This is a genomic window from Streptomyces siamensis (assembly GCF_039543605.1).
Classification (GTDB): Bacteria; Actinomycetota; Actinomycetes; order Streptomycetales; family Streptomycetaceae; genus Streptomyces; species Streptomyces siamensis.
In genome coordinates this window covers 445,362-471,567 of record NZ_BAABKB010000002.1, presented here as the reverse complement: position 1 = coordinate 471,567, position 26,206 = coordinate 445,362, and the positions used below count along the sequence as shown (strand labels likewise).

Genomic DNA, 26,206 nt, shown 5'->3' with positions numbered 1-26,206 from the left:
ATGGCCACGGAGGGCAGCGATGACGGCACTGGAGCTTCGGGAGCTGCGCAAGACGTACCGGTCCCGGGGCCGCCCCGCAGTGGACGCGGTGCGCGGCATCGACCTGGAGCTGCGCTCCGGCGAACTGCTCGGCCTGCTCGGCCCGTCCGGATGCGGCAAGTCCACCACGCTGCGCATGATCGCCGGCCTGGAGACGGTCACCGGCGGTGACATCCTGGTGGGCGGCGCCTCGGTGGTGGGGCGGCCCGCACAGGACCGCAACATCGGCGTCGCCTTCGAGAACTACGCGCTGTACCCGCCGCTGAGTGTCGCCGAGAACCTGTCGTTCGGGCTGCGGGCACGCGGACGGAGAACACGCGGCTCCCGCGACGACATCGCCCGCAGGGTCACCGAGATCGCCGAGCGCGTCGACCTCGCGGACATCCTCCAGGCCCGTCCGGCCGGACTGTCCAGCGGCCAGAAGCAGCGCGTGGCCCTCGCCCGCGCCCTCATCCGCGAACCCGACGTCCTGCTCCTCGACGAACCGTTGTCGCACCTCGACGCGGCCCAGCGCGACACCACCCGCCGCGAGCTCAAGCGCATCCAGCGGGACCTGGGGCACACCACGATCCTGGTCACGCACGACCAGGAGGAGGCCCTCTCCCTCGCCGACCGGATCGCCGTGATGAAGGACGGCGTGATCCAGCAACTGGGCACGCCGTACGAGATCTACGACAGCCCGGCCAACGTGTTCGTCGCCGACTTCGTCGGGGAGCCCGCGGTCAACCTGTTGCCGGGGACGGCGACGGGCGACGGCCACGTGCGGCTCTCCGACGCGGTCGCCTTCGCGCTGCCGCTGAAGGTGGCCGAAGGACGCGAGGTGGTGATCGGCATTCGGCCCGAGGACCTGGAACTGTCCGGCGAGAGCGGGGTCCCCGCCCGGGTGACCGCCCACGAGCCGCTTCTGGAGTCGGGCATCGCCACCCTGTCCCTTGAGGGCGTCGCACGGCCGCTCGTCGTCCTCACCGGACCCGAGGCGCGGCTCGCCCGGGACGATCGGGTCCGGGTGACCGCCGATCCCGCCCTCACCCATGTCTTCGACGCCGAGACGGGAGACTCCCTGCGATGACGCCCGCGACCCCCGCGACGACACCCGGCACGGCCTCCACGACGGCACCCGGCACGGCCTCCACCACGACGACACCCGCGGCGGCACCGGAGGTTCCCTCCACCACGAGACCCGCGACGGCCCCCGAGTCGGCCTCCGCCGTGCCCGCGCCCGTGCGCGTGGTGGCCGCCGGGGACCACTTCGTCCTCCCCGCCCTCATCACCTCCGCCGTCCGCGAAGAACTCCGCGACCACCCCCTCTCCGTCCGTGAGCTGACGCTCGGCTGGCCGCTCGAACCCTTCGGCCGGGTCGCCGAGGTCGAGGAGGCCAGCGACGCCGAGGACGAGCTCGCCGAGGCCCTGGCCGACGCGGACGTGCTGGTCACCCAGATGGGCCCGGTGACCGAGCGGGTGCTGGCCGCCGCACCCCGGCTGCGGCTCGTGGTGGTCTGCCGGGGCGGCCCGGTGAACGTGAACGTGCGGGCGGCCCGCGCGCACGGCGTACGGGTGTGCTTCGCGCCCGGCCGCAACGCCGCCGCGACCGCCGAGTTCACCGTCGGTCTGCTGCTCGCCGCGCTGCGCCGCATCCCCCAGGCCCACGACCTGCTGGCCCGGCAGGGCAGCTGGGGCGGAGCGGCCTACTACACGTACGAGAACAGCGGGCTGGAGCTGGAGGACCTGCCCGTCGGGCTCGTCGGTTACGGCGCGGTCGGCAGCCGCGTCGCCCGGGTGCTCGGCGCGTTCGGGGCGCGGGTGCTGGTGCACGACCCGTACGTGCGCGGCGAGGTGCACGGGCTCAGGGTCGGCTCGCTCGACGAACTCCTCGGCCGTTCCCGGGTGATCAGCCTGCACGCCCGGCTCACTCCCGACACGCGCGGCCTGATCGGCGCCCGCGAACTGGCGCTGCTGCCGCCGGGCGCCGTGCTGGTGAACGTGGCCCGAGGCCCGCTCGTCGACGAACAGGCGCTGTGCGAGGCCCTCAAGAACGGCCGGCTGTCGGCGGCGGCCCTGGACACCTTCGAGCAGGAGCCGGTGCCGCCCGGCTCCCCGCTCCTCGACCTCGCCGGGACCGAACGGCTGGTGATGACACCGCACCTGGGCGGCGCGAGCCGCGCCGTGGCCGAAAAGGCCGCACGGATCGCGGCGGCCGAGGTGGGCCGCTGGACACGCGGGGAGCCGCTGGCACACTGCCTCGACTGAGGCCCATGGCACGGAAGTTGACGGTTGCAGCGCGAGCGGGGCCGAGGGAGGCCGAGGGGCATGTACGTCGGTATCGATGTGGGCACGTCCATGGTGAAGGCCGCCGCCTTCGACGAATCGGGCCGCGAACTGGCGGTGGAGACACGGCCCGTGCGCCTCTCCCTGCACGACGGCTTCGTCGAGCAGGACATGGAGGAGGTGTACGCGGCCGTGGTCGGCGTGCTGTCCGCGCTGACCGCCGTCGTACCGGGACCGGTCGAGCTCGCGGGGCTCACCGGGCAGGGCGACGGCGTGTGGCTCGTCGACGACGAGGGCCGCCCGGTGCGCGCCGCCGCGTCCTGGATGGACGGCCGGGCGCACGAACTGGTCGACCAGTGGCTGGCGGACGGCACGTTCGAGACGGTCTTCCGGCGCACCGGCAGCGCCATGTTCCCGGGCTGCCCCGGACCGCTGCTCGCCTGGCTCGACCGGTACGAGCCGGCCGCGCTCGACGCCGCCGCCACCGCCCTGTACTGCAAGGACATGGTCTTCCAGCGGCTGACCGGGATCCGCGCCACCGATGTCTCCGACGCCTCGATGCCCTTCCTCGACCCGCGCACCCGCCGCTACGACAACCGGGTCGTCGAGCTCCTCGGCCTGACCCACCGGCGTGGACTCCTCGCGCCGGTCAGCGACCCGCTGGCCACCGGGCAAGCTCGCGGCGAGGGCCTGCCGTCCGGCACCCCGCTCGCCAACGGCCCCTACGATCTGCCCGCCTGCGCGCTCGGCGCGGGCGTCACCGCCCCCGGCGACGGCCTGCTGATCGTCGGGACCTGCCTCGCCAGCCTGGTCGGGACGACCGACCTCGACCTGTCCGGCGAGCCGGCCGGCCTGTACATCTCCACCGACCGGGCCGGGTACTGGCTGCGCGCCATGCCCGCGATGGTCGGCACGGCGGCGCTGGACTGGGTGCTGTCGACGACCGGAGTCCGCCACGACGAGGTGGACGGCCTGCTGGCCGAGACCCCGCCCGGCGCGCACGGCGTGCGCGTCCTGCCCTACTTCGCCCCCTCGGGCGAACGCGCCCCCTTCGTCGAGCCCCGGCTGCGCGCCGAACTCACCGGCGTCTGCCTGGAGTCGACGAAGGCGGACCTCGTCCGCGCGACCTGCGAGGGCATCGGGTTCGCGGCCCGCCACTGCCTGGAGGCCGCGGGCCTGACGGGATCGCTGGCGGTCTGCGGCGGCGGCACCCGCAGCCCCGCGTGGATGCAGCTGCTCGCCGACGTGCTGGGCCGCCCGCTGCGGGTGATCGAGGGGGAGGTGGGGGCGCGGGGGGCGGTGCTCGCGGCGGCCGAGCGGCACGGGGTCGCCCTCGACGCGGACGCGTGGACGCGGCCCGCGCGGGTCGTGCGGCCCGATGCCGGGCGCGCGGCCCACTACGCCAAGGCGTACGAGGACCATCTGGCCCACCTGCACGGCGCCCGCACCCGGGCCCGCCGCTGAGGTTGTTCTCGCCCCGCCCCTGGGGGCTCCGCCCCCAGACCCCCGGTCGGCCTGAACGGCCTCGTCCTCAAGCGCCGGACGGGCTGGCACTCTCCAGCCCCGAGCGGCAGAAGTTCAGCCCCTCCGGCGATTGAGGAGCGGGGTCCGGGGCGGAGCCCCGTGGCGGGACGGGCAGGGGCGGCGGGGGCGGGAGGAGTTCGTCAGGCAAGCGACAGAGATAAGGGGACGTATATGAACGCCTCGCACCCGAGACGCCGCTCCGTGCTGCTCGCGGCCGCCGCCGCCCCGGCGGCCGCAGCCGTACCCGCCGCGGCGGCCGGACCACCCCACCGCCCCCGCGGCCCGCTGGTCATAGGGCACCGCGGCGCGGCCGGCTGGCGCCCCGAGCACACGGCGGCGGCGTACACGTACGGCGTGCAGACGGGCGCCGACTGGATCGAGCCGGACCTGGTGGCGACCAGGGACCACGTCCTGGTGGTCCGGCACGAGAACGAGATCTCGCAGACGACGGACGTCGCCTCGCACCCGGAGTTCGCGGCCCGCCGCACCACGAAGACGGTGGACGGCAGGGCCGTGTCGGGCTGGTTCACCGAGGACTTCACCCTGGCGGAGCTGAAGACGCTGCGGGCCGTCGAACGCCTCCCGCTGGTCCGCAACCGCAACACCGTCCTGGACGGCCGGTACGAGGTCCTCACCTTCCAGGAGGTGGTGGACCTGGCCCGCGCCCTGTCGAAGCGGTACGGCCGGACGATCGCGGTCTTCCCGGAGACGAAGCACCCGACGTACTTCCGCTCCCTCGGCCTGGAGCTGGAGCCGAAGCTGGCGGCGCTGGTGCGCCGCAATCGGCTGGGCCCGCGCGAGTGCGTCGTGCAGTCCTTCGAGCCGACCAGCCTGAAGCGCGTCGCGGACCAGCGGCTCGGTGTGCCGCTCTGGCAGGCGCTGGGGACCACGGGCGGACCGTACGACCTGGTGTCCGCCGGGGACCCGACGACGTACAGGGACATGATGACGCCGGCCGGTCTGGCGAGGATCGCGGAGTACGCCGACTGGATCGGCCCCGACAAGACGTCACTCGTCCCGGTGGGCCCGGACGGCCGTCTCGGCACACCCACCTCGCTGGTGGCGGACGCCCACGCGGCCGGCCTGCGGATCGGTCCGTACACCTACCGGGCGGAGAACCAGTTCCTGCCGGCCGACTTCCGGCGCGGTACCGGAGCCAATGATTTCGGGGACGCCTTCGCGGAGTACGCGTTGTACTACGGGCTGGGGGTCGACGCGGTGGTGACCGACTTCCCGGATCTGGCGGTGATCGCGAGGAGGGGCTCATGACGAAGAGCAAGTCCTGTCCGACCTGCGGCACGATGCAGGACTTCCGTCGTCTCGACGACGCCGAGAAGGAAGCGGTGCGCAAGGACAAGGGGATCCAGTACGTCGACGACTACTGGCGCTGCACCGCCCCCGGCTGCCGGACCTACCAGCGCTACGACAAGAAGAGCGACCGCGGCCTCCTGCCCGAGGAGTTCCGGGAGGAGGCCGCCGCGCCCGAGTGAGGCTCAGAGGTTGCTGAAGTCCGGACCGGCCGTGCGCGTCCGCTTGATCTCGTAGAAGCCCGGGACCGAGGCGACGAGGAGGGTGCCGTCCCAGAGCTTGGCGGCCTCCTCGCCCTTGGGTGCGGGCGTGACGACGGGACCGAAGAAGGCGATCTGCTCACCGTCGGCGCCGGGGACGGCGATGACCGGGGTGCCGACGTCCTGGCCGACCTTCTCGATGCCCTCCTTGTGGGAGGCGCGCAGCTCGGAGTCGAACTCGAAGTCCTCCTGGTCGGCGTAGTCGATGAGGTCGGCGGGCAGGCCCACGTCCGCCAGGGCGCCGGCGATCGCCTCGACGGTCGGGCCCTCGCCGTCGTTGTGGATGCGGGTGCCGAGCGCGGTGTAGAGCGGGCCGAGGATGTCGTCGCCGTGCTTCTGCCAGGCCGCGGTGACCACGCGCACCGGCTTCCACGCCTTGGTCGCGAGCATGTCCCGGTACTCCTCGGGCAGCTCGTCGAGCCGGTTCTCGTTGAGCACCGCAAGGCTCATGATGTGCCAGCGCACCTCTATGTCGCGGACCTTCTCCACTTCCAGCACCCATCGCGAGGTCATCCAGGCCCAGGGGCAGAGCGGGTCGAACCAGAAGTCGACGGGGGTCTTCGCGGACGTGGTCGCGGTCTCGGACATGGTTCTCCTCAGGAAGGGGTTTCTCCGAACCTGCAACAGGGACCCGCGCCGCCTCATTCCCGGGTGTCGACGGTCAGGGGCACATGGCAGGATCGGTGCTGTTGCGCCATGTCCGAAGCGCACCGAGACGTCCGAAGGAGTGCAGCCCGTGCCCGGTGAGAACCTGTCCCGCGACGAGGCCCAGGAGCGGGCGGCACTGCTGTCCGTCGACAGCTACGAGGTCTCCCTCGACCTGCGCTCGGCCGTCGGGGAGGCCGAGGCCGAGGGGGTGCCGCGCACGTTCCGCTCGGTCACCACCATCCGTTTCCGGTGCGCCGAGCCGGGCGCCGCCACCTTCGCCGACCTGATCGCGCCGAGTGTGACCTCGGTCTCACTCAACGGGAAGGACCTCGACCCGGGCGAGGTCTTCGACGGCTCCCGCATCCAGCTGGAGGAGCTGGCCGCGGAGAACGAGCTGGTGGTCGACGCCCAGTGCGCGTACTCGCGCACCGGTGAGGGCATGCACCGCTTCGTCGACCCCGAGGACGGCGAGGTGTACCTGTACACGCAGTACGAGCCCGCGGACTCGCGCCGCGTCTTCGCGAACTTCGAGCAGCCGGACCTCAAGGCTCCGTTCCGCTTCGAGGTGCGGGCCCCCGAGGGCTGGACGGTCTGGAGCAACGGCTCCGGTGGACTCGCGGACGGTGTCTGGAAGTTCGCGGAGACCAAGCCGATCTCGACGTACATCACCGCGGTCGTCGCCGGTCCGTACCACTACGTGACCGACCGCTACACGCGGACGTTCGACGACGGCACGACGCTGGAGATCCCCCTCGGCGCCATGTGCCGCAAGGGCCTCGCCCCCTACTTCGACGCCGACGACGTGTTCCTGGTGACGAAGCAGGGCCTGGACTTCTTCCACGACCACTTCGACTACCCGTACCCGTTCGGGAAGTACGACCAGGCGTTCGTGCCCGAGTACAACCTCGGCGCCATGGAGAACCCGGGTCTCGTCACCTTCCGCGAGGAGTACATCTTCCGCGGCAAGGTGACACAGGCCTCCTACGAGGGCCGGGCGAACGTCATCCTGCACGAGATGGCGCACATGTGGTTCGGCGACCTCGTCACCATGGTGTGGTGGGACGACCTGTGGCTGAAGGAGTCCTTCGCCGACTTCATGGGCACGTTCGCCAACGTCGGCGCGACCCGCTTCACGGACGCCTGGATCACCTTCGCCAACCGCCGCAAGGCGTGGGCGTACCGCGCGGACCAGCTGCCGTCCACCCACCCGATCACGGCCGACATCCGCGACCTCCAGGACGCCAAGCTCAACTTCGACGGCATCACGTACGCCAAGGGCGCCTCCGTGCTCAAGCAGCTGGTGGCGTACGTGGGCCAGGACGCCTTCCTCGACGGCGCCCGCCGCTACTTCAAGCGCCACGCCTACGGCAACACCCGCCTGGGCGACCTGCTGACGGCCCTGGAGGAGACGAGCGGACGGGACATGGCCGGCTGGGCGCGCTCCTGGCTGCAGACCGCGGGCGTCAACTCCCTGACCCCGCAGGTGATCCTGGACTCCGAGGGGCGCGTCACCGAGCTGGCGATCCTCCAGGAGGCCCCCGAGTCGCACCCCGAACTGCGCCCGCACCGGGTGGCGGTGGGCCTGTACCGGCGCGAGGACGGGGACGGCCCGCTCGTGCGGTACGCGCGCGCCGAGGTCGACGTCGACGGGCCGCGCACGGTCGTCGGCGAACTGGCCGGCGCCGAGGCGCCCGAGCTCGTCCTCGTCAACGACGAGGACCTCACGTACTGCAAGATCCGGTTCGACGAGGGTTCGCTGGCGACCCTGCGGGACGGGCTCGGCGAGATCACGGACCCGTTGGCGCGTGCCCTGTGCTGGTCGGCGCTGTGGAACCTGACGCGCGACGCGCTGATGCCGGCCCGCGACTTCATCGACCTGGTGCTGCGGTTCGCGGGCCGCGAGTCCGACATCGGCGTGCTCCAGATGCTGCACGCCTGGGCGAACTCCGCGCTCACCCACTACGCGGCGCCGGACTGGCGCACGGAGGGCGGGCGGCTGCTCACCGAGGGCGCGCTGAAGGAACTGCGGCTCGCGGAGCCGGGCAGCCAGCACCAGCTCACCTGGGCCCGTTTCTTCGCGAGCGTCGCGTCCGGCGAGGCCGATCTCCAGCTGCTCCAGGGTCTGCTGGAGGGTACGGCGAAGATCGACGGACTGGACGTCGACCAGGAGCTGCGCTGGGCGTTCCTGGAGCCGCTGGCCGCGCACGGAGCCGCGGACGAGTCGGTGCTGGCCGCCGAACTCGCCCGTGACGACACCGCGTCCGGCAAGCGCCACCAGGTCCGCTGCCTGGCGGCCCGGCCTTCGGCGGCGGTCAAGGCGCAGGCCTGGGCCGCGGTGGTCGAGTCCGACTCGCTGTCCAACGCGCTCGTCGAGGCGACGATCGCGGGCTTCATGCAGCCGTCCCAGCGCGCGACGCTCGCCCCGTACGCGGCCAAGTACTTCGCGTCGATCGAGCGTGTCTGGGCCGAGCGGTCCATCCAGATCGGCATGGACGTCGTGAAGGGCCTGTTCCCCGCGCTCCGGGACTCGCAGGACACGCTGGACGCGACGGACGCGTGGCTGGCGGCGCACGAGGACGCGGCGCCGGCGCTGCGGCGGCTGGTCCTGGAGGCACGGGACGACCTGGCACGGACGCTGCGCGGTCAGGCGTGCGACATCGCCGCGGCGGGCTGAACCCGGCGGACGGCTCCGGCGGATCGGCTCGGGCGGGTCAGCTCCGACGAGGGTGATCCGGCGGGGCGATCCGGCGGGCCGTCACCCGCCCCGCCGCACGGCACTGCATCGTGAGGGCACCGGCTGCGGCCGGTGCCCTCGGTCGTGCCGGCCTCCGGCCGCACCGGCGCCTGCGACTCGCACGGGCGTTCCGCGCAACGCCGTGCGAGTCGGTCCTTCCGCTTGTCCGATGGGCGACACCAGGTGGTTACGAAATACAGGTATTCAGAGCCGTAACCCGTATTACTTCCCGTCCGGACCAGCGCCTTTCGGCAGTCGAACGTCCGTACTTTAGGACGGCCTTGTCCGCATTTGTCGACGACCGTGTAACAGCGGTTAGAGGGCGGCTCCGGGGCGGGAAACCCCGGGGCATGAACCACAACACCCCGCTCTCCCCCCGCCCCCTGCACCACCTGTCCGACGTACAGCGGCGGGTCCTGACCTCCGCACAGCTGCGCAGCCACGGCGTGACCGCCGCCGAGGCCAACGGACAGTGCCGCCCCGGCGGCCCCTGGCAGCAGGTCCTGCCCGGCGTCTTCCTGCTGCACCCCGGCCCGCCCACCTCCGAGGAGCGCCTGCACGCGGTCCTGCTGTACGCCGCCCGCTCCCCCGCACCCGGCACCGCGCAGACCATCCCCGCACAGCCCGGCGCACAGGAGCCGCACGCCCCCCAGCCCTACGCGGAAGCGCTGATCACGGGGCTGGCGGCACTCACCCTGCACGGCTTCTCGTCGGCTCCGCCCCTGCCGTCCCTCGACCGGATCGACGTCCTCGTCCCCCGCCTGCGCCGGCTGCGCTCCACGGGCTGCGCCCGCATCGTCCGCGCGCCCTCCCTGCCCGGCGGATCCTGGATCACCGGTGTCCCGGTAGCGCCCGTCCCCCGCGCCCTCGCCGACGCGGTCGCCGAACTGTCCGACGCGGGCGCCGTGCGCCGCCTGCTGACGGAGGCGGTGCGCGGCGGCCACTGCGACCCGGCAGCCGTGGTGCGGGAGTTGACGCAGGCACGGCTGCTGAGCCGTCCGCACGTGGTGGACGCGGTGGACGCGCTGCTCGCCGAGGGCCGCGCCATCGCCGAGCAGCGCCTGTACCGGATGGTCCGCGAGCACGGGCTGCCCGACCCGGTCTGGAACGTGGATCTGCGGCTGCCGGGCGGTCCCCATCTGGGCGGTCTGGACGCCTACTGGCCGGAGCAGGCGGTCGCACTGGAGCTGGACACCCGCGCGCCCCGCCAGGACGAGGACGCGCTGTGGTCCGAGTACGCCCGCAAGCGCGAGCATCTGGAGCGCCTGGGCATCACCGTCGTCCACATCACGCCGCGGAAGCTCCGCGACTCGGCGGAGCAGCAGGCCACGGTGGTGCGCACCGCTCTGATGGCGTCGAACGACCGCGAACCCGCGGCCTATGTCGTGGTGCTGCCCCGGTAGTGACGACCGGGGTCGGTGTCCGGAGGGGGGAGGAGGGGCCGCCGGGGTGCCGGCGGCCCCTCCTCGTGTGCGAGCGTCCCCGCCCCGTACGGCCGGGGCCCTAGCCGGCCTTCTCGCTGTGGGCGACGGTGGCCGTCTTCATGTCGCGCACGGCCGCCAGTTCCTGCGCGTGCGCGGAGACGAGGTCCTTCTGGATGGCGGTCTCGGCGCCGTGCCAGATGCCGAGCAGGCCGGTCTCCTCCTTGCACCGGGTGTCGGCGGTGGCCGTCTCGATCTCCGCCTGCGACGGCTTGTCACCGGTCCACCGGGGATCGTTGTTCGCCTCGATCGGCGACGCGTACGCGAAGCCCTTGCCCTTCATGCACGCCGACCAGGACGCGAAGGCCGCCCGGGTCTTCGGGTCGGTGAGGGACTTCTCGTAGGACTGGCCGTCCAGTTCCTCGACGAGGGTGTCGTCGAGGTAGGTGTCGGCCTGCCCGCCGGTGACCTCGGCGAGGGCCTGTCCGTAGCAGCCGTCCTTGGGGATCGTCTCGCCCGCCGCGGTCTTCGTCACCCGCTTCGGGGCGGCGCCGCCCCCGGCCTGGTAGCCGTCGAGCGCGGCCTCCTCCTCAGGGCTGAACTCGGGTTCCCTGCCGCCCACCTCGCCGCCGCGGGCGAGGGACGTGGTCTGCGCGAAGGCGGGCCGGTAGCCGTACTTGCCTGCCTCGGTGACGTTGTAGGTGCCGTAGCGGAGGTCCTCGTGCGCTTCGAGGCCGTCGGCGACGGGCGCCGGCCGGAACGTGAAGTCCTTGAACCCGAGGTCGGCCATGCACGGCCGCACGAGCGCCCAGGTGGCCTGCTGGCTGCGCTCGTACTCCTCGGGCGAGAGCTGGTAGGCGTCCAGGGGCAGGGTCATGCCGGCGACGGCGCGGACCGCCGAGGCCTGCACCTTCGTCCGCCGGTCCGCGGCGCCGTCCGGGCCGGAGCCGGCGCCGTCGGCGCCGTGTCCCGCGCAGGCGGTCAGGGCGAGTGCCGCGATCGAGGCCGCGGCCGCCAGGGAAGCTGTTCTTGCACGCATGGGTGGGGGGTTCCTTTCCTGGTCGGTGGCTTGCGGCGACCTCAGTGGCCGGAGCCGTCCTCGTGGCGCGGGTACCAGTTCGTGGAGGAGTTCTTGTTCTTCAGCGCCGAGGTGAGGTTCTTGCGGCCCTGCGGCTTGAGCGAGTTGTAGGGGCCCTTCCACCAGCGGTCGCGGTGGACGCAGAAGGCGGTGTTGCGGGTGCGGCTGTCCCAGGAGGCGGCGTGGTCCTCCAGCTGCGTGCCCGCTCCGGGGCCCGACCCCGGCTTGAACACCTCGCCGTCCAGGTTGTAGCCGCCGTTCCCGATGGTGGCCAGGGCCCCTTGCTGGTTGCTGTTGTAGTAGAAGCAGGCCATGCGGTCGTAGCAGCGGTGCGTCGGGGCGGCCGGGGTGACGTCGGCGGAGGCCGGGGAGGCCGAGGCCACGGGTATCGCGAGCAGCGCTGCGGCGAGCGATGGGATCAACAGGCGCGGATTTCTCACGGGTTCCTCTCAGCTCTTTTCTTTTCGTCAGGTGCGGGGGTGCCGGCCTGCACGGGAAGAGAGAAGGGGGAGAGGCGGAGCTACGGAACGAAGGGACACGGAAGAAGGACGTACCGAGGGAACAGGTACGGAGGAGAAAAGGGAGAGAGAAGGCACGGCACACCCCCGTCGGCGAGTTCGGATGGTCATGGCCTGGTCAGGGCCGCCGAACATATGTCCACTCTAACCACACGGAGAACTCGCGGAACAAGGCTCACAGTTGGCGTCCGCCACTCGCGGCGGACGGGCGATCCCGTAAGCGGAATGGGCCCCGCGTCGGCCTTCGGGCCGGAATGCAGAAATCCGGCTGGGCGAACGCAGCCAAACGGAAGTGGAATTGGCGTAATTCCATCCGCGGAAGATGGCCGGTTCCACCGGCCCGCCCGGACCCGCCCGCGTTGTCAGTGGCCCCCTCTACGGTGGTGCCCACGCGAGGACAGGCACGACTGAGGAAAAAGACGGAAGAGACAGGAGAGACCCGTGACGACCCTTCCCGGCCGCCCGAACACCGCACTGCTCGTCATCGACGTCCAGAACGGCGTGGTGGAAGGCTGCCACGACCGCGACGGCGTGATCGCCAACATCGCCACCCTGGCCGCCAGGGCCCGCACCGAGGGCGCGCCGGTGATCTGGGTCCAGCACTCCGACGACCAGCTCAAGAAGGGCGGCGAGAGCTGGCAGTACGTGCCGGAGCTGGTCCGCCACGACACCGAGCCCCTCGTCCACAAGCTCTACGCCGACTCGTTCGAGGCCACCGAGCTGGAGGAGCTGCTCGCCGGACTGGGAGTGGGCCGTCTCGTCGTCACGGGCGCCCAGACCGACGTGTGCATCCGCTCGACCCTCCACGGCGGCTTCGTCCGGGGATACGACGTGACGCTGGTCGCCGACGCCCATACGACGGAGGACCTCACCGCGTACGGCGCACCGGGCCCCGCCCTGGTGATCGCCCACACCAACCTCTACTGGGCGGAGCAGGACGCACCCGGCCGCCGGGGCGACACCGTCGTCACGGCGGAGGTGAGCTTCGCACCGGCCGACACCGCCTGACCTGAGCACCGCCCTACCGGAGCGCCGTGGGACCGGAGCGCCGTGGGACCGGACGCTCCGGGCGGCCGGGCGGGTCGGCCCGCGGACGGATCCGGGTGCGGCCTCGCGGGTCAGCCCTTCTTGAGGACGAGCTCCGTGTTGCGGTCGCGGGAGGCGCCGGACAGGTCGGTGCGGGCTCCGGGCGCGTTGAAGGAGAGCTCCCGGTAGAGCGCCGCCAGCCCGGTCTGGCTGAGGTCGGAGAAGTCCGTGGCGTGCGGGGCCGCGGACTCGACGAGCGTGGTGAAGAGCGAGAGCGTGCCGTCCTTGTTGTCCACCAGCTCGATGACGCGGGCGAGTTGGGGGAAGTCGACGTGGGAGGCGGTGCAGATCTCCCAGAAGGAGCGGTTGCCGGGCCCGGCGTGCGGGATGATCTCGTTCTTGTGGGTGTGACCGTTCACCCAGGCCAGGACGTTGGCGAAGCTCGCGAGGAGCGCGACGACCTCGTCACCGCCGTGGCGCTTCTCGGCGGGGTGGGCCGGGTCGGCGTGGCGGTTGCGCATCGTCTTGCTGGTGTGGTGGCTGAAGACGACGACGTAGGAGTCCTTGTTCTCGCGCAGGGTCCTCTCCAGCCAGCGCAGCTGCGCCGTGCCGATGGAGCCCTCGTAGTGGCCACCGGGGTCGGTGGTGTCGAGGCTGACGCCGATGACGTCCTCGGCGATGCGGAACGTGTAGTACTGGGTGCCCGCGGCCAGGTTCGCCGAGGAGTAGCCGTGCCCGATCGGGCCGGGGCCGGTGTGCGCCGGGTCGAGATGTGCGCGCAGATACTCGGCCGGCGTGAAGGGGGCGCGGTTCTCGTCGGGCGTGACCGAGCGCATCTGCCGGGCGTGCGACTTGAGCAGGTCCCGGAACACGGTGCCCTTGGGGCTGCTGCCGTCCTTGATGCTCTTGGCCAGGGCGGTGCACTCGGCATCGGGCAGCGACATCAGCTTCTTCCCGCCGACGGCGAAGTCGGTGAGGTAGGAGTCGCCGCGGGAGCCGTAGCAGCCGAGCGGCAGCGCGTCGTGGTTGCCGACGGTGGAGTACCAGGGCAGCTTCAGGCCGGGACTGCGGACCTCTCGGATCGCCGCCTCCAGGAAGCCCGGCAGGCGCGGGAAACCGAGCTGCTTGTCGGCGTCACGCAGCGCCGCGTCGGGCTGCCAGTACGTCTTGAGGCCGCTGGCCTGGACGCCTTCGTAGTGGCGCGGGTCGCCGCTGTTGGGGGTGATGCGGCCGCCGCTCATGACCTTCAGGAACCAGTCCAGTTCGGTCTTGGAGTTGTTGTCCGTGTTGTCCCCGGTGGTCATGACGAAGTGCAGCGGGGAGCCGGTGACGGGTGCTCCGCGCAGCGAGTTGACCCGTTCGACGAGCGAGACGGCGCCGGCGACGGTCAGGGTCTCCTGGGGGCGCCAGGCGCTCTTGTTCCGGGCGCGCAGGTACTCCAGGCGCAACGGGTGCTGCGCGTCGATCAGGTGCAGGTCGGTGAGCTGCACGAACGCGGCGAGCGTGGTGCGCCGGTCGGCGCGGCCGGACTTGGCGGCGGCCAGCTCGTCACGCAGGATCCGCGTCCAGCCGCGGCCGTCGCCGAGCCGCCGGTATCCGGTGGAGCCGGAGCGCGGGGCGGCGACGGACTGCAAGGTGGTGCCGCGCGTGTACGGGACCAGCGCGGCGGGGGCCGGGGGGCGCACCGCGGTCGACCTCGCCCCGGTGTGCGCGAGGGAGTCGGCGACGGGTTCCTGGCTCGTCGTGGCGGCGTGCGCCGGAGCGTCCGGGCGCAGGGCGAATCCGACCCCCGCGGACAGGGACACGGCTCCGGTGGCGGCCAGCAGGGTGCGGCGGTTGAGGGCGGGTACGGTGGCGACAGAGCGTATGCGCGACATGGCGCGGTCTCCCCGAGTGCGAACGCGTCGGCAGTGGTCGCGGGGCGTCCGCCGTGCGAACTCCCCGCTCACACTGGATCGTTGGCACCGGGGGTGACCTGCGCGTTAACTGGGCGGCAACGACCGGCGCAGATCACCGTACGTGGATCTTGGACCACCCTGCGCGGCCATGGAGCCCTCTTCGAACGGCCCGGGGGCGGTCACTCCGTGTTCATCTTCCGGGGTACGGAACCTGGTTCCGGACCACCGTCGGCGGTTCCGGACCCGAAGCCCGGACCCCGCCACCGCCCGCCGACCCGCGAGGGTCAGGGATCTCGCGGGCCGGCGGCGGGGTTCACGGGGGCTGCGCGACGGCTCACGGGTTGGCGGGCGAATACTCGGGCGCCGACCACCGCAGGGGGCTGGCCGCCGGTGTCTCGACGACGCCGGTGACGGTGAAGCGCACGCTCCGCTCCCCGTCGGACGCGAACTCGGTGCGGGCCGTGCCGGTGAGCTGGAGCGTGGTCCCCGCCGTCCAGTCCACGAAGAGCAGTCCGGCCCGCGGGTCGGCCGCCAGGTTCCCGAGGGACAGGAACATGGAGTTCCCGGGATAGTCGGGCCACCGCAGTTCGCCGGGCGCGGTGACGCGGACGAAGCCGGGGTTGCCGCCGCGATGGCTGACATCGGCGCCGTGCGCGTGGACCGTGGCGAGGAAGAAGGTGTCGGCCGCCGCCACGGACTCCGCCTGGACGGGCGAGAGCCGGCTGCCGCGGCGGGGGGTGCCCGGGACGCGTCCGGTCGCCTCGTACGTCTCCCTTCTCTGCAGATACTTGGGGCAGTTGGAGAAGACCTGGTCGGCCTCGACCGCGAGGCCTCGGGGGGTGGGTCTGGCACGGCCGTCGACACGCATGCGGCGGCGGGTGCGCGGGTCGAGCGCGATGGTGCCGACGGGCGTCCCGGGGGTGCGGAGCGCGGGCGCGAGCGGGTCGTCCGGCCGCGGGCCGCCCGTGACCGAGATCTGCCGGACGCCCGTGGCCCGGACGAAGCCGGGCCTGCCGGTGAGCAGCGAGGCCCAGACCGCGCCGGTGCCGGGGTCGGCGGCGCCGAGGACCAGCATCGGCTGCTGCTCCAGGAAGGCGGCGGCCACCGGCCGGATGCCCTGCCCGATGGACCGGCCCACGTGGTCGGCGAGGTCACGGACACCGACGCGGTCCTGCACGGCGCGCGAGCCGGAGTGGTAGGTCATGGCATCTCCTCGGGAAGCCGTCTGCCGGTCAGAAGAATCCGCAGGTGGGGGCGGCGATGACCGGCGCCGTGGCCTCCTCGGCCCCGCTGGGCGCGTAGATCTCCAGCCGTGTGCCGTCCGGGTCGTGGAAGAAGATGCCGCCGGAGGCCGAGCCCTCGCGGTGGGCGACGACGCCGTCGTAGGCGAAGTCGACGCCGTAGCCGCGCAGTGCGGTCTCGTACTCCCTGACCTGCTCGATCGTGTCCACTTCGAGGGCGAGGTGATGCAGGCCCGCGTGGCCCTTGTCGTACGGCGTCGCCGCCTGCTGCCAGAGCGTGATGACCGGGCGGCCGTCGCCGCTCAACGAGCCGAGGAAGGCGTACCGCCGCTCGTCCTCCTTGCCCTCGCCGAGCACCCCGAAGCCGAGGACGTCGCGGTAGAAGGCGAGCGAGCGGTCGAGGTCGGTCACGTTCAGGCCGATGTGGCCGGCGCGCAAGGTCATGGCAGTCCCCTCTGTCGATGGCAGCCCCACCCGGGAGCTAACCTTTGTATTCGACTTTAAAGGTTAGAGCTGGGAGGTGCAACCGGTGACCTAACCTTGACTGGTTAGCAGTGAGTGCCGCCGCAGCGACCGGCGGCGAAGGGAGCCCCGCCATGCCCACCCGCCCCGACCCGCGCCCGCTCACCGGGGAGCCGGTCTCGCTCGACCTGCTCAACACCCGCTGGAACCGGGAGGGCGAGACGCAGGACCTGCTGACGGACACCGAGGGGCTGGCCGTGTGGCTGGCGGCCAACGGGCTCGACTTCCCGGCCGAGGAGACCGTCCTGCGGCACACGCTCCAGGCACGCGACGCCCTCCGCGCTGCCGTCGACGGAATCTCCCCCGAGGCCGTCGCGCGCATCGACGCGGTCCTCGCACACGGGCGGGTCCGCCTGACCCTGACCGGGCAGGGACCGGCCGAGGACGCCGAGTTCGACGACCCCTCCTGGGGACCGGCCTGGCTGGCGGCCCGCGACTACCTCACCCTGCTGGACACCGCCCCCGACCGCATCCGCGGCTGCGCCCACGAGGCGTGCATCCTGCACTTCTTCGACACCTCACGGAACGGCACCCGCCGGTGGTGCTCGATGGCGGCGTGCGGTAACCGCGCGAAGGCGTCCCGCCACTACGCGCGCACGAAGGAGAGCTGAGACGCCCTACTTGTCCGGCGATACACCGTCATAACCGGCGTGGCGCATGGCGGAAGTACGCCATGGCTCCATCCCGCCTCGGTCAACACTCCCCAAACAACTGCCCCTTAGGCAAAGCTGAGCGGTCATCCGGGTCCACATACCGGACTGATGCGATCGGACCCCGAAGGACCCTCGGAGCCGGTCGCTCCGCGCTCGTTCCTTTACCTACAAGGGATGCAGATGACCTCCGACCCTCAGCGCGCTCCGATATCCGGCGCGAGACGCGCGGCCCGCATAGCCGTGGCGGCCGGCCTGGTGGCCGCGCTCTCCACGGCCGGGCCGATACCCATGGCCTTCTCCGCCGACTCCGGCGCACCGGCGGCCGACCCCGGCACCAAGTCGGCCGCCGCCAAGCTCGGTTCCGCCGACGCCGAACTCCTCACCGAGGCCAAGGCCAACGGCGACAAGAACGTCACCATGATGATCGCCACCGCTCCCGGTCGGACCGAGCAGGTCGCCGAGGAACTGGACGCGGTCAAGGGCGGCTCCGTGGGCCGCACCTACGACAAGCTCGGGTACGTCCGGGCGACCGTACCCACCGGCCGGGCCGACGCGGCCATCGCCGCCGCCGCGAAGCTCTCCTCGGTGCACGGGATCGACCTGCGCCAGGAGATCGCGCTGGACGACCCGACGCCGAGCGCCGACACCGCCAAGGGCGCCCGGGAGCAGGCGACTTCGACGGCCACGTACTCCGGCCCGTCCAAGAAGACCCCCGCCGAGAACCCGTACAACCCGTCCTTCGAGACGGGCGCCGTCGACTTCGTGAAGGATCACCCGAAGGCGGACGGCCGGGGCATCACCATCGGCATCCTCGACTCCGGTGTCGACCTCGGCCACCCCGCGCTGCAGAAGACGACGACCGGCGAGCGCAAGATCGTCGACTGGGTCACCTCGACCGACCCGATCGTGGACGGCGACGCCACCTGGCGCCCGATGGTCACCGCGGTGACCGGGCCCACCTTCACCTACAGCGGCAGGACCTGGACGGCACCGGCCGGTTCGTACGAGATCAGCACCTTCCGCGAGTCGGTGACCGCGGGCGGCGACGCCAAGGGCGACGCGAACCGCGACGGCGACACCACCGACGCCTGGGGCGTCCTGTACGACCCGGCGGCGGGCACGGTCACCGTCGACCTGAACAACAACGGCGACTTCACCGACGACAAGCCGATGAAGCCGTACAAGGACGGCTACCAGATCGGCTACTTCGGCACCGACAACCCGACGACCGACGTCGTCGAGCGGCAGCCGTTCGTCGTCGAGATCCGCAAGGACGTCCCGATGGACCCCTACGGGGGCGACTGGGTCGGCAAGAAGGCCGACTTCGTCAACATCGGTGTCATCGAGTCCGAGCACGGCACCCACGTCGCCGGCATCACCTCCGCCAACGGCCTGTTCGGCGGGACGATGAACGGCGCCGCGCCCGGCGCGAAGATCGTCTCCTCCCGGGCCTGCACCTGGACCGGCGGCTGCACCAACGTGGCGCTCACCGAGGGCATGATCGACCTCGTGGCCGACCGCGGCGTGGACATCGTGAACATGTCCATCGGCGGACTGCCCGCGCTCAACGACGGCAACAACGCGCGCGCCGAGCTCTACACGCGTCTCATCGACACCTACGGCGTGCAGCTGGTGATCTCCGCGGGCAACTCCGGCCCCGGCGCGAACACCATCGGCGACCCGGGCCTGGCCGACAAGGTCATCTCGGTCGGCGCGACCATCTCCAAGCAGACCTGGGCGGCCAACTACGGCTCGCAGGTGGAGAAGTCGTACGCGATGATGCCGTTCTCCTCGCGCGGCCCGCGCGAGGACGGCGGCTTCACGCCGACGCTCAGCGCGCCCGGCGCCTCCATCAACTCCACGCAGACCTGGCTGCCGGGCTCCCCGGTCGCCGAGGCGGGCTACTCGCTGCCGGCCGGCTACTCGATGCTCCAGGGCACGTCGATGGCGTCGCCGCAGGCCGCGGGCGCGTCCGCGCTGCTGCTGAGCGCCGCGAAGCAGAAGGGCATCGAGCTGAAGCCCGCCACCCTGCGCACGGCACTGAGCTCGACCGCCGACCACATCAAGGGTGTGCAGGCGTACGAGGAGGGCGCGGGCCTCATCGACATCGAGGACGCCTGGGACTCCATCAAGGACGGCGCCACCGCGCACGACTACACCGTGAAGGCGCCGGTCGACACCGCGATCGACTTCGCGCTGAAGACGCCGGGCTTCGGCACGGGCCTGTACGACCGCGAGGGCGGGCTCAAGGCCGGTGACAGGAAGACGTACGACATCACGCTGACCCGTACGTCGGGCGCCGACCGGGCGATCCGCCACGAGCTGCACTTCGAGAACAACGCCGGTGACACCTTCCGGATCGTCGGCTCCGACGAGGTGAAGCTGGGGCTGAACCAGCCCGTCACCGTCAAGGTGCAGGCGAACCCGCGGTCCGCGGGCCTCAAGAGCGCGATCCTGGAGGTCGACGACCCGAGGACCGAGGGCGTCGACAAGCAGGTCCTGACGACGGTCGTGGTCTCCGCGCCCGTCAAGTACACCTACTCCGCGTCGGGTTCGGTGCAGCGCAACAGCACGCAGTCGTACTTCGTGACCGTGCCCGAGGGCGCGAAGTCGCTGGAGGTCGCGATCGGCGGGCTCAAGGACAAGAGCCAGACCCGGTTCATCTCGATCCACCCGTACGGCGTTCCGGTCGACAACACCTCGACGCCGTTCTGCTACAACAACTACCTCGACGGCAACGGCTGCAAGCCCGACGTGCGTTCGTACGCGGACCCGCAGGCCGGGGTATGGGAGATCGAGGTCGAGGCGCGCCGCACGTCGCCGCTGCTCGACAACCCGTACAAGCTCGGTGTCTCCGTGCTCGGCGCGGACTTCGACCCCGCCGTCGTGACCGTCCCCGAGGCCAAGGTCGGTACCCCGGCCGCCGCCTCCTGGAAGGTGACGAACAAGTACGCCGCGCTCGACGGCACCCTCAAGGGCGGCCCGCTCGGTTCCTCGAAGAACGCGCGGCCGACCATCGGTGAGGGCGCCACGCAGACCACCACCGTGGAGGTGCCGGCGGGCGCCAAGTCCCTCGACGTCGCCATCGGCAATGTCTCGGACAACGCCGCCGACCTCGACCTGACGGTCTACGACTCCACGGGCGCGCAGGTCGCGCAGTCCGCGGACGGCGACTCCGAGGAGGCCGTGTCCATCGCCTCCCCCGCCGCCGGGACCTACACCATCGAGGTCGTCGGCTACTCGGTCCCGTCGGGCTCGACCGCCTACGACTACCAGGACGTGTTCTTCTCGTCCGCGCTCGGCACGGTCACCGTCGACGAGTCCGCGCCGGTCAAGCTCGGCACGGGCGACTCGGCGACGGTGTCCGGCTCGGTCACCGCGGCGGCCCCGGCGCCCGAGGGACGCGAGTTCTTCGGCCAGGTCCAGCTGGTGAACGCGCGCGGCACGGTCGCGGGCATCGGCAGCGTGAAGATCGACAAGGTCACGCCGTAGCGCGTGCGGGACGTGCGCCGGTGCGCGCGTCCCGCCCTGGGGCGGGGCCCGGAAACGGGCGCCCGCCCGGACGGCACGGGGCGGGTGTCCGGGACCGGGCACCCGCCCTTCGCCGTACCCGGGCCCGGCCGGCGCGTTCCCGCGACCCGCCGGCCGCCGCGCCCTCCCGGCCCGACGTCAGGCCCTTCGGCCCCCGCCGGGCGTGCGGCCGCGCGTCCCCTCCGCTCCGGCGAGACGTGCCCTCCGGGCGGTGGCCACGGGGCGCGCCCTCGGCCCGCGCCCGGCGATCCCGCTGCTCCGGCAGGGGCGTTCCGGCCTCTTCGGCGGGGCGCGCCTTCCGCTCCCGGCACGGGGCCCCCGCCCCGCCGGGCGCCCGGATTCGGTCGGCTCACTCCTCGCAGGGCAGGCCGCGGGAGGCGGGCAGCGCGTCGAGGATCCGGGCCCGTTGCTCGGCGATGGCCTTCTCGCCCGTCGTCCACTGGTCGGCGCTCTCCTGGTGGCGCCGTACGGCGACGAGGGCGTGCTCACCCTCGTGGAGCCGCGGAACGGAGTCCTCGGCCATCAGGAACGTCACCCGGTCCTCGCCCTTCGCCGGCTTGTAGGAGCGCTCCACGTCCATGGTCACCCGGTCCTGCCCGCCGCCCGGCACCCGCTCGACCGCGGTGACCCTGCCCTCGACGACGAGACGGGCGCACGCGAGGTAGCCCGGAGCGCTGAGCGAGGAGCCTTCTCCGCTGCCGCGCTGGTCCGACTTCGCGGAGTCCGCCGAGCCTCCCCCGAGCGCGGATCCCCCGCCCTGCGCCAGCAGCCAGCTCATGCCGACGACCACCGCGGCCACCGCGGCGACGGCGAGCGTGCCGAGCGACACGGCGAGCGCCCCCGGATGCCGGGAGCGCTTCCCCGGTCCGCCCGCCGGACCCCGGTTCCCGGTCCGCCGCGGCCTCCTGGACCGTGCCGCCTTCCCCGGGGCACGCGCCCCGCCCGTCTCCGACACCTTCCCGGCGTCCGCCAGGGCGTCCCCGATGAGTCCCAGCTGCTCCCGCAGCAGCGTCAGGTCCGCCGCCGCCGAGCGGTGTTCGGCCATGAACTCCGCGTCGTCGCGTGCTCCTTCGGGCAACGGCTCGTCCGTGATCGCGGCCAGCAGCGCGTCCACACCTTCGTACTCGGCCACGTCACACCACCTCGTCCTCGTGCAGGCGGGCGCGCAGGGCGCGCACCGCGGCGTGCAGCCGGCTCTTGACCGTGCCCTCCGGGACGCCGAGCTCCTCGGCGATCCCGCGCACGGACAGGTCGGCGTAGAAGCGCAGGACGAGGACCTGACGCTGGGCGTCGGGCAGTTCGTCCAGGCCCTGGGCGACCGCCAGCGAGAGCACGCTGGAGTCCTCGCCCGAGGGGTGCTCCAGCTGCCGCAGCGAGGCGAGACGTTCACCGAGCCGCTCCTGGCGGCGCTTGGCCCGGTGCCAGTCCATCGCCAGGTTCGAGGCGACGACCGCCGCCCACGCCGACACGTCGCGCGGTGCCTCGTCGCCCTTCGCCGCGCGCTCCAGCAATCGCAGGCGGACCTGCTGCACCCCGTCCGGCAGGTCCGCCTGCGGTACACCGCCGAGCGCGAGCACCGCGCGCACCCGGCGTTCCTGGGCCGCGTCCAGGGGGTCGTCCACCCCCTGGGCGGCGCGGGCCTTTCTGCGCAGCACAGCCACCCCTCCCCTTCCCGCGTTTCCTCTACGACGCGGGTGCGGGCCGAAACGTTCGACCCTGTTCGGCGCAGTTTTCCGGACCGCCTCCCTCCCTATCTCCCACCCCTCGACTTCACATGATCCTCACTGTCAGCATGTGGCTCATGACGCACATCACCAAAGGAGCCAACACCCCTGTCCCCGCAGCTCTGTTGCGGGTCGCCGTCTGTCGTCGCGACGTCCCCGGGACGCCGCCGGTGGATGCCTCGGCCCTGCTGCTCGACGCGGCCGGCAAGGTGCGCGGGGACGCCGACCTCGTCTTCTACAACCAGCCGGCGCATCCTTCGGGGGCCGTGCGGCACGCCGGCAACGCGAAGGGCGACGGGCAGCTCGCCGAATGGCTGGAGCTGGACCTGCCGCGCGTCGAGCCGCAGGTGCAACGGGTGCTGATCGCCGGTTCCTGCGACGGCGGGGTCTTCGGCGAGGTGCCCGGCCTCGCCGTCCAGGCGCTGACCGGTGACGGTGCGGTCGTGGCGCACTACGAGGTCACGGACGCGTCGAGCGAGACGGCCTTCGTGCTCGGCGAGTTCTACCGGCGAAACGGGGAGTGGAAGTTCCGGGCGGTCGGCCAGGGATACGCGTCGGGGCTCGCGGGGTTGGCCACGGACTTCGGCATCGCGGTGGCGGAGGAGCCGGCCGGGCCCGAGCCGTCCGACGCGGTGCCCCCGCCGCCGTCGGGGCCGGTCCCGCTGGACACCGTGCCCTCCAAGACGACGGGACCGGTACCGATGCAGGTACCGGCGGCCACGGTGCCCGCGCCGCCGCCGGGGCCGGCGCCGCTGGGGCCGGCGCCGCTGGGCGCCGTGCCGCCGGTCCCGCAGGGTGGCGCCCCGTTCCCGTTCGGGCCCGGCTTCGCGCCCGTCGTGCAGCGCGGCCGCGGCCAGGGAGTCGTCAGCGTGGGCGGGTCCGTCCCTCCCGGCCCCGTGCTCGTCGAGGCCTGGCACCAGGGCGAGGGCTACATCTACGCGTACACGCTGACCAAGCGGAACAAGGACGACAAGCTCGTCTTCAACAACACCATCACCGACTTCCACGGGCGGGCGCTCGTCTTCCAGGGGGACGACCGGCGCCTGCGGCTGCGGGTCACCGGTGACAACGACTGGACGGTGTCCCTCCAGCCGCTGTCGGCGGTGCGCCATCTCGAAGGCACCGTGCAGGGCATCGGCCCCGAGGTGCTCGCCTACACGGGCACGGAGGCCGACGTCGACGCGGAGTTCGCCGGCGACAGCGACGGCGACGGCTCGTTCGTCGTGTGGAGCGTGGACGCGCACAACCTCCAGGGCTCCCAGGACCTGATCTTCAACGACGTCGGACGACTCCGGCAGACCGCGCCCGTCCCGGCGGGCCCGCTGCTGCTGCTCGTCGAGGCCGACGGCCCCTGGCAGCTGACCGCCCGGCCGCTGCCCGCCCTCGACCCCGGCCCGGCCATGACGTTCGAGCCGCCGGCCGCCGCCGTGCCGCCGGCGCCTCCCGCCGCGGTCCCCGCAGCACCGCCCGCCGCCGTCCCCCCGGCACCGCCCGCCGCCGTCCCCGCGGCACCGCCCGCCGCCGTCCCCGCGGCACCGCCCGCCCAGCCGTACGCGGACGCGGGCGACGGCGCGGCCAAGGACGGGCCCCGCACCAAGGGCCTCCTCGGCCGCTTCGGCCGCGCCAAGGACGAGCACGCGGGCCGCGGCGCGAAGACGGTCACGCTGGTCAACCCGGAACCGGGGAAGCCCGCGATCCTCGAATACTCGATCAAGGACGAGAACGAATACGGCGGCTACCGGGTCGAGCGGCTGGACGAGTACGACGACGCCGACAAGTTCATGGAATCGGGCACGCACGGGGTGGAGGGCCGCACCCTCCTGTTCGGCTCGGGCGAGAGCGAGGTCCGGCTGCGGCTGGAGCGCGTGGGCGCGTGGAGTCTGCGCCTGCTGCCCGTCGAGGCCGCGACGCCGCTGACCGGACGGACGGAGGGCAAGGGCAGCACGGTGTTCCGCCACACCGGACCGCCCGCGGTGCAGACCCTGCGCCGCCTCACCCGGGACGAGGATCCGCTGGAGACCTCCGTCGTCCAGGCGGACGGCAGGAAGAGCATGAGCGCGAGCACCGCGGGGCGGCGCCGGCCCGTCGTCGGCCCCCTGTCGGTCTCGGCGGCCGGATACTGCTACCTCCTGGTCACCGCCCGTCACACGACCGGCTGGCAGATCGAGCCGGCCTCCCTCGACACCGTGCCCGCGTTCACCGACAAGGTGTCGGGGCAGGGCTACGCAGTCGTACGTCACACCGGCCCGGCGGCCGAGATGATGGTCCGCTACGAGGTGCGCGGTCTGCTCGACCTCATCGCCCTGTGGGAGCTCGACGAGCGCCTCGAACCGATCCGACGGATCAGCATGGCCACCGGTCTCCAGCACATACCGCAGGGCCTCGTCCAGGTCAGGACCAGCGGCGGCGGCAAGTGGACCATCGAGGCGCGCGGCTGACACCGCCGCGCACGCCCCTCCCCCGGCCCGGAGTCGTACGTCACACCGCCCGGCGCCGGAGGGCGGCGGCCGCGCCGTACGGCTTGCGGTCCGGGGCGGGCGGCGGGCGGTTTTCTTCGGACCGGGGGCAGCCCGCACCGGACGATCGGGGCGGGTCCACCCGTTCCGGGCGTCCCACTCCTCGGTCACCGGGACGAAAGGATTGGACACGCGGGGACTGGTGAGACGCATCATGGAAGCGCTGGACCACGTGAAACGCACGCAAAGGGAGTCGCCGTGAAGGTCGGAATCGTCGGAGCCACCGGTCAGGTCGGCACGGTCATGCGCAGGATCCTGGTCGAGCGGGAGTTCCCGGTCGACGAGCTGCGCCTGTTCGCCTCGGCCCGCTCGGCCGGGACGGAGATCGACGGTGTGACGGTGGAGGACGCTTCCACGGCGGACTACTCGGGCCTGGACATCGTGCTGTTCTCGGCGGGCGGCGCGACCTCGCGCGCACTGGCCGAGAAGGTCGCCTCCCAGGGTGCCGTCGTGATCGACAACTCCTCCGCCTGGCGCAAGGACCCCGAGGTGCCCCTGGTGGTGTCCGAGGTGAACCCGCACGCGATCGCGGACCGTCCCAAGGGCATCATCGCCAATCCGAACTGCACGACGATGGCCGCCATGCCCGTGCTGAAGCCGCTGCACGAGGAGGCGGGCCTGGAGGCGCTGGTCGTCGCCACCTACCAGGCGGTCTCCGGCTCCGGTCTCGCGGGCGTCGCCGAGCTGCACGGCCAGGCCCTGAAGGTCGTCGCCGACGCCGACCGGCTGACCCACGACGGCGAGGCGGTCGACTTCCCCGAGCCGCAGGTCTACAAGCGCCCCATCGCGTTCAACGTGCTCCCGCTGGCCGGTTCCGTCGTCGACGACGGGCTGAACGAGACCGACGAGGAGCAGAAGCTCCGCAACGAGTCCCGCAAGATCCTGGAGATCCCGGCCCTGAAGGTCTCCGGCACCTGCGTCCGGGTCCCGGTCTTCTCCGGGCACTCCCTCCAGGTGAACGCCCGCTTCGCGCGTCCGCTGAGCGCCGAGCGCGCCACGGAGCTGCTCGCGGGCGCCCCCGGCGTGACCCTCTCCGACATCCCGACCCCGCTCCAGGCCGCCGGCAAGGACGCCTCGTACGTGGGCCGGATCCGCTCGGACGAGACCGTCGAGCACGGCATCGCCCTCTTCATCTCGAACGACAACCTCCGCAAGGGTGCCGCGCTGAACGCGGTCCAGATCGCGGAGCTGGTCGCCGCCGAGCTGCGCGGCTGACCGTCCGGGACGCTTCCCACAGCCCCCGGGGCGGGACCTCACCGGTCCCGCCCCGGGGGCTGTGTGTCGTCGTCGGCGGCGGCGC

20 protein-coding genes are annotated in these 26,206 nt (G+C 72.5%); 12 read left to right on the top strand and 8 right to left on the bottom strand.

What is annotated here, in order from left to right:
* The first annotated feature begins 19 nt into the window (after positions 1–19).
* The 5 genes from ABEB03_RS04805 to ABEB03_RS04785 all read left to right on the top strand — a co-directional run bounded on the left by ABEB03_RS04805 (position 20) and on the right by ABEB03_RS04785 (position 5,318).
* Positions 20–1,108: an ABC transporter ATP-binding protein gene (locus tag ABEB03_RS04805; RefSeq protein ID WP_345641631.1), complete on the top strand. Its 1,089-nt coding sequence runs from the start codon at positions 20–22 to the stop codon at positions 1,106–1,108.
* A complete protein-coding gene (locus ABEB03_RS04800) occupies positions 1,105–2,286 on the top strand; it encodes a 2-hydroxyacid dehydrogenase (protein ID WP_425589181.1) in 1,182 nt (393 codons plus the stop codon). The genes ABEB03_RS04805 and ABEB03_RS04800 overlap by 4 nt, the downstream gene beginning before the upstream one ends.
* A gap of 60 nt (positions 2,287–2,346) precedes the next feature.
* Entirely contained in the window at positions 2,347–3,768 is a 1,422-nt protein-coding gene (locus ABEB03_RS04795) for an FGGY-family carbohydrate kinase (protein WP_345641628.1), read from the top strand.
* 231 nt (positions 3,769–3,999) lie between these two features.
* Positions 4,000–5,097 carry a glycerophosphodiester phosphodiesterase gene (locus ABEB03_RS04790; RefSeq protein ID WP_345641625.1) on the top strand — a complete coding sequence of 366 codons (1,098 nt, stop codon included), beginning with the start codon at positions 4,000–4,002 and terminating at the stop codon, positions 5,095–5,097.
* Complete coding sequence (locus ABEB03_RS04785; RefSeq protein ID WP_345641622.1) at positions 5,094–5,318, top strand: hypothetical protein; 225 nt, start codon at positions 5,094–5,096, stop codon at positions 5,316–5,318. Before ABEB03_RS04790 ends, ABEB03_RS04785 begins: the two co-directional genes overlap by 4 nt.
* A gap of 3 nt (positions 5,319–5,321) precedes the next feature.
* On the opposite strand, the gene ABEB03_RS04780 is transcribed toward ABEB03_RS04785, so the two are convergent.
* Entirely contained in the window at positions 5,322–5,984 is a 663-nt protein-coding gene (locus ABEB03_RS04780; RefSeq protein ID WP_095934356.1) for a mycothiol-dependent nitroreductase Rv2466c family protein, read from the bottom strand.
* A 148-nt stretch (positions 5,985–6,132) separates the two neighbouring features.
* On the opposite strand from ABEB03_RS04780, the gene pepN reads away from it, so the two are divergent.
* Together pepN and ABEB03_RS04770 are read left to right on the top strand one after the other, a co-directional pair.
* Complete coding sequence (gene pepN / locus ABEB03_RS04775; protein ID WP_345641617.1) at positions 6,133–8,718, top strand: aminopeptidase N; 2,586 nt, start codon at positions 6,133–6,135, stop codon at positions 8,716–8,718.
* Positions 8,719–9,128: 410 nt separating this feature from the next.
* A complete protein-coding gene (locus tag ABEB03_RS04770) occupies positions 9,129–10,181 on the top strand; it encodes a hypothetical protein (protein WP_345641614.1) in 1,053 nt (350 codons plus the stop codon).
* Positions 10,182–10,281: 100 nt separating this feature from the next.
* Here ABEB03_RS04770 and ABEB03_RS04765 read toward each other — a convergent pair whose 3' ends face one another.
* Both ABEB03_RS04765 and ABEB03_RS04760 read right to left on the bottom strand, forming a co-directional pair.
* On the bottom strand, positions 10,282–11,238 hold the full coding sequence (locus ABEB03_RS04765) for a hypothetical protein (protein WP_345641611.1): 957 nt from the start codon (positions 11,236–11,238) through the stop codon (positions 10,282–10,284).
* 41 nt (positions 11,239–11,279) lie between these two features.
* On the bottom strand, positions 11,280–11,717 hold the full coding sequence (locus ABEB03_RS04760) for a hypothetical protein (protein WP_143658437.1): 438 nt from the start codon (positions 11,715–11,717) through the stop codon (positions 11,280–11,282).
* Between the two features lie 519 nt (positions 11,718–12,236).
* Here ABEB03_RS04760 and ABEB03_RS04755 point away from each other — a divergent pair.
* The gene (locus tag ABEB03_RS04755) at positions 12,237–12,803 is read left to right on the top strand and encodes a cysteine hydrolase family protein (protein ID WP_345641602.1); all 567 of its coding nucleotides are present in this window, start codon (positions 12,237–12,239) and stop codon (positions 12,801–12,803) included.
* 110 nt (positions 12,804–12,913) lie between these two features.
* On the opposite strand, the gene ABEB03_RS04750 is transcribed toward ABEB03_RS04755, so the two are convergent.
* The 3 genes from ABEB03_RS04750 to ABEB03_RS04740 all read right to left on the bottom strand — a co-directional run bounded on the left by ABEB03_RS04750 (position 12,914) and on the right by ABEB03_RS04740 (position 16,404).
* Positions 12,914–14,698 (bottom strand): TIGR03767 family metallophosphoesterase, encoded by a 1,785-nt coding sequence (locus ABEB03_RS04750; RefSeq protein WP_345641598.1) that lies wholly within the window; start codon positions 14,696–14,698, stop codon positions 12,914–12,916.
* Between the two features lie 355 nt (positions 14,699–15,053).
* Positions 15,054–15,923, bottom strand: coding sequence for a pyridoxamine 5'-phosphate oxidase family protein (locus ABEB03_RS04745; RefSeq protein ID WP_345641595.1), 870 nt, complete (start codon positions 15,921–15,923; stop codon positions 15,054–15,056).
* Positions 15,924–15,951: 28 nt separating this feature from the next.
* The gene (locus ABEB03_RS04740) at positions 15,952–16,404 is read right to left on the bottom strand and encodes a VOC family protein (RefSeq protein WP_345641591.1); all 453 of its coding nucleotides are present in this window, start codon (positions 16,402–16,404) and stop codon (positions 15,952–15,954) included.
* Positions 16,405–16,556: 152 nt separating this feature from the next.
* Between ABEB03_RS04740 and ABEB03_RS04735 the strand changes: the two genes are divergently transcribed.
* Both ABEB03_RS04735 and ABEB03_RS04730 read left to right on the top strand, forming a co-directional pair.
* Entirely contained in the window at positions 16,557–17,093 is a 537-nt protein-coding gene (locus ABEB03_RS04735) for a CGNR zinc finger domain-containing protein (RefSeq protein WP_345641588.1), read from the top strand.
* A 222-nt stretch (positions 17,094–17,315) separates the two neighbouring features.
* On the top strand, positions 17,316–20,627 hold the full coding sequence (locus tag ABEB03_RS04730; protein WP_345641585.1) for a S8 family serine peptidase: 3,312 nt from the start codon (positions 17,316–17,318) through the stop codon (positions 20,625–20,627).
* Positions 20,628–21,015: 388 nt separating this feature from the next.
* Here the strand turns inward: ABEB03_RS04730 and ABEB03_RS04725 are convergent, their stop codons facing one another.
* Together ABEB03_RS04725 and ABEB03_RS04720 are read right to left on the bottom strand one after the other, a co-directional pair.
* The gene (locus ABEB03_RS04725) at positions 21,016–21,798 is read right to left on the bottom strand and encodes a hypothetical protein (RefSeq protein ID WP_345641582.1); all 783 of its coding nucleotides are present in this window, start codon (positions 21,796–21,798) and stop codon (positions 21,016–21,018) included.
* 1 nt (position 21,799) lies between these two features.
* Entirely contained in the window at positions 21,800–22,327 is a 528-nt protein-coding gene (locus ABEB03_RS04720) for an RNA polymerase sigma factor (protein ID WP_345641579.1), read from the bottom strand.
* A 140-nt stretch (positions 22,328–22,467) separates the two neighbouring features.
* On the opposite strand from ABEB03_RS04720, the gene ABEB03_RS04715 reads away from it, so the two are divergent.
* Together ABEB03_RS04715 and ABEB03_RS04710 are read left to right on the top strand one after the other, a co-directional pair.
* Positions 22,468–24,828 carry a TerD family protein gene (locus ABEB03_RS04715; RefSeq protein ID WP_345641576.1) on the top strand — a complete coding sequence of 787 codons (2,361 nt, stop codon included), beginning with the start codon at positions 22,468–22,470 and terminating at the stop codon, positions 24,826–24,828.
* Between the two features lie 276 nt (positions 24,829–25,104).
* Positions 25,105–26,121 (top strand): aspartate-semialdehyde dehydrogenase, encoded by a 1,017-nt coding sequence (locus ABEB03_RS04710; protein ID WP_345641573.1) that lies wholly within the window; start codon positions 25,105–25,107, stop codon positions 26,119–26,121.
* Positions 26,122–26,206 lie beyond the last annotated feature (85 nt).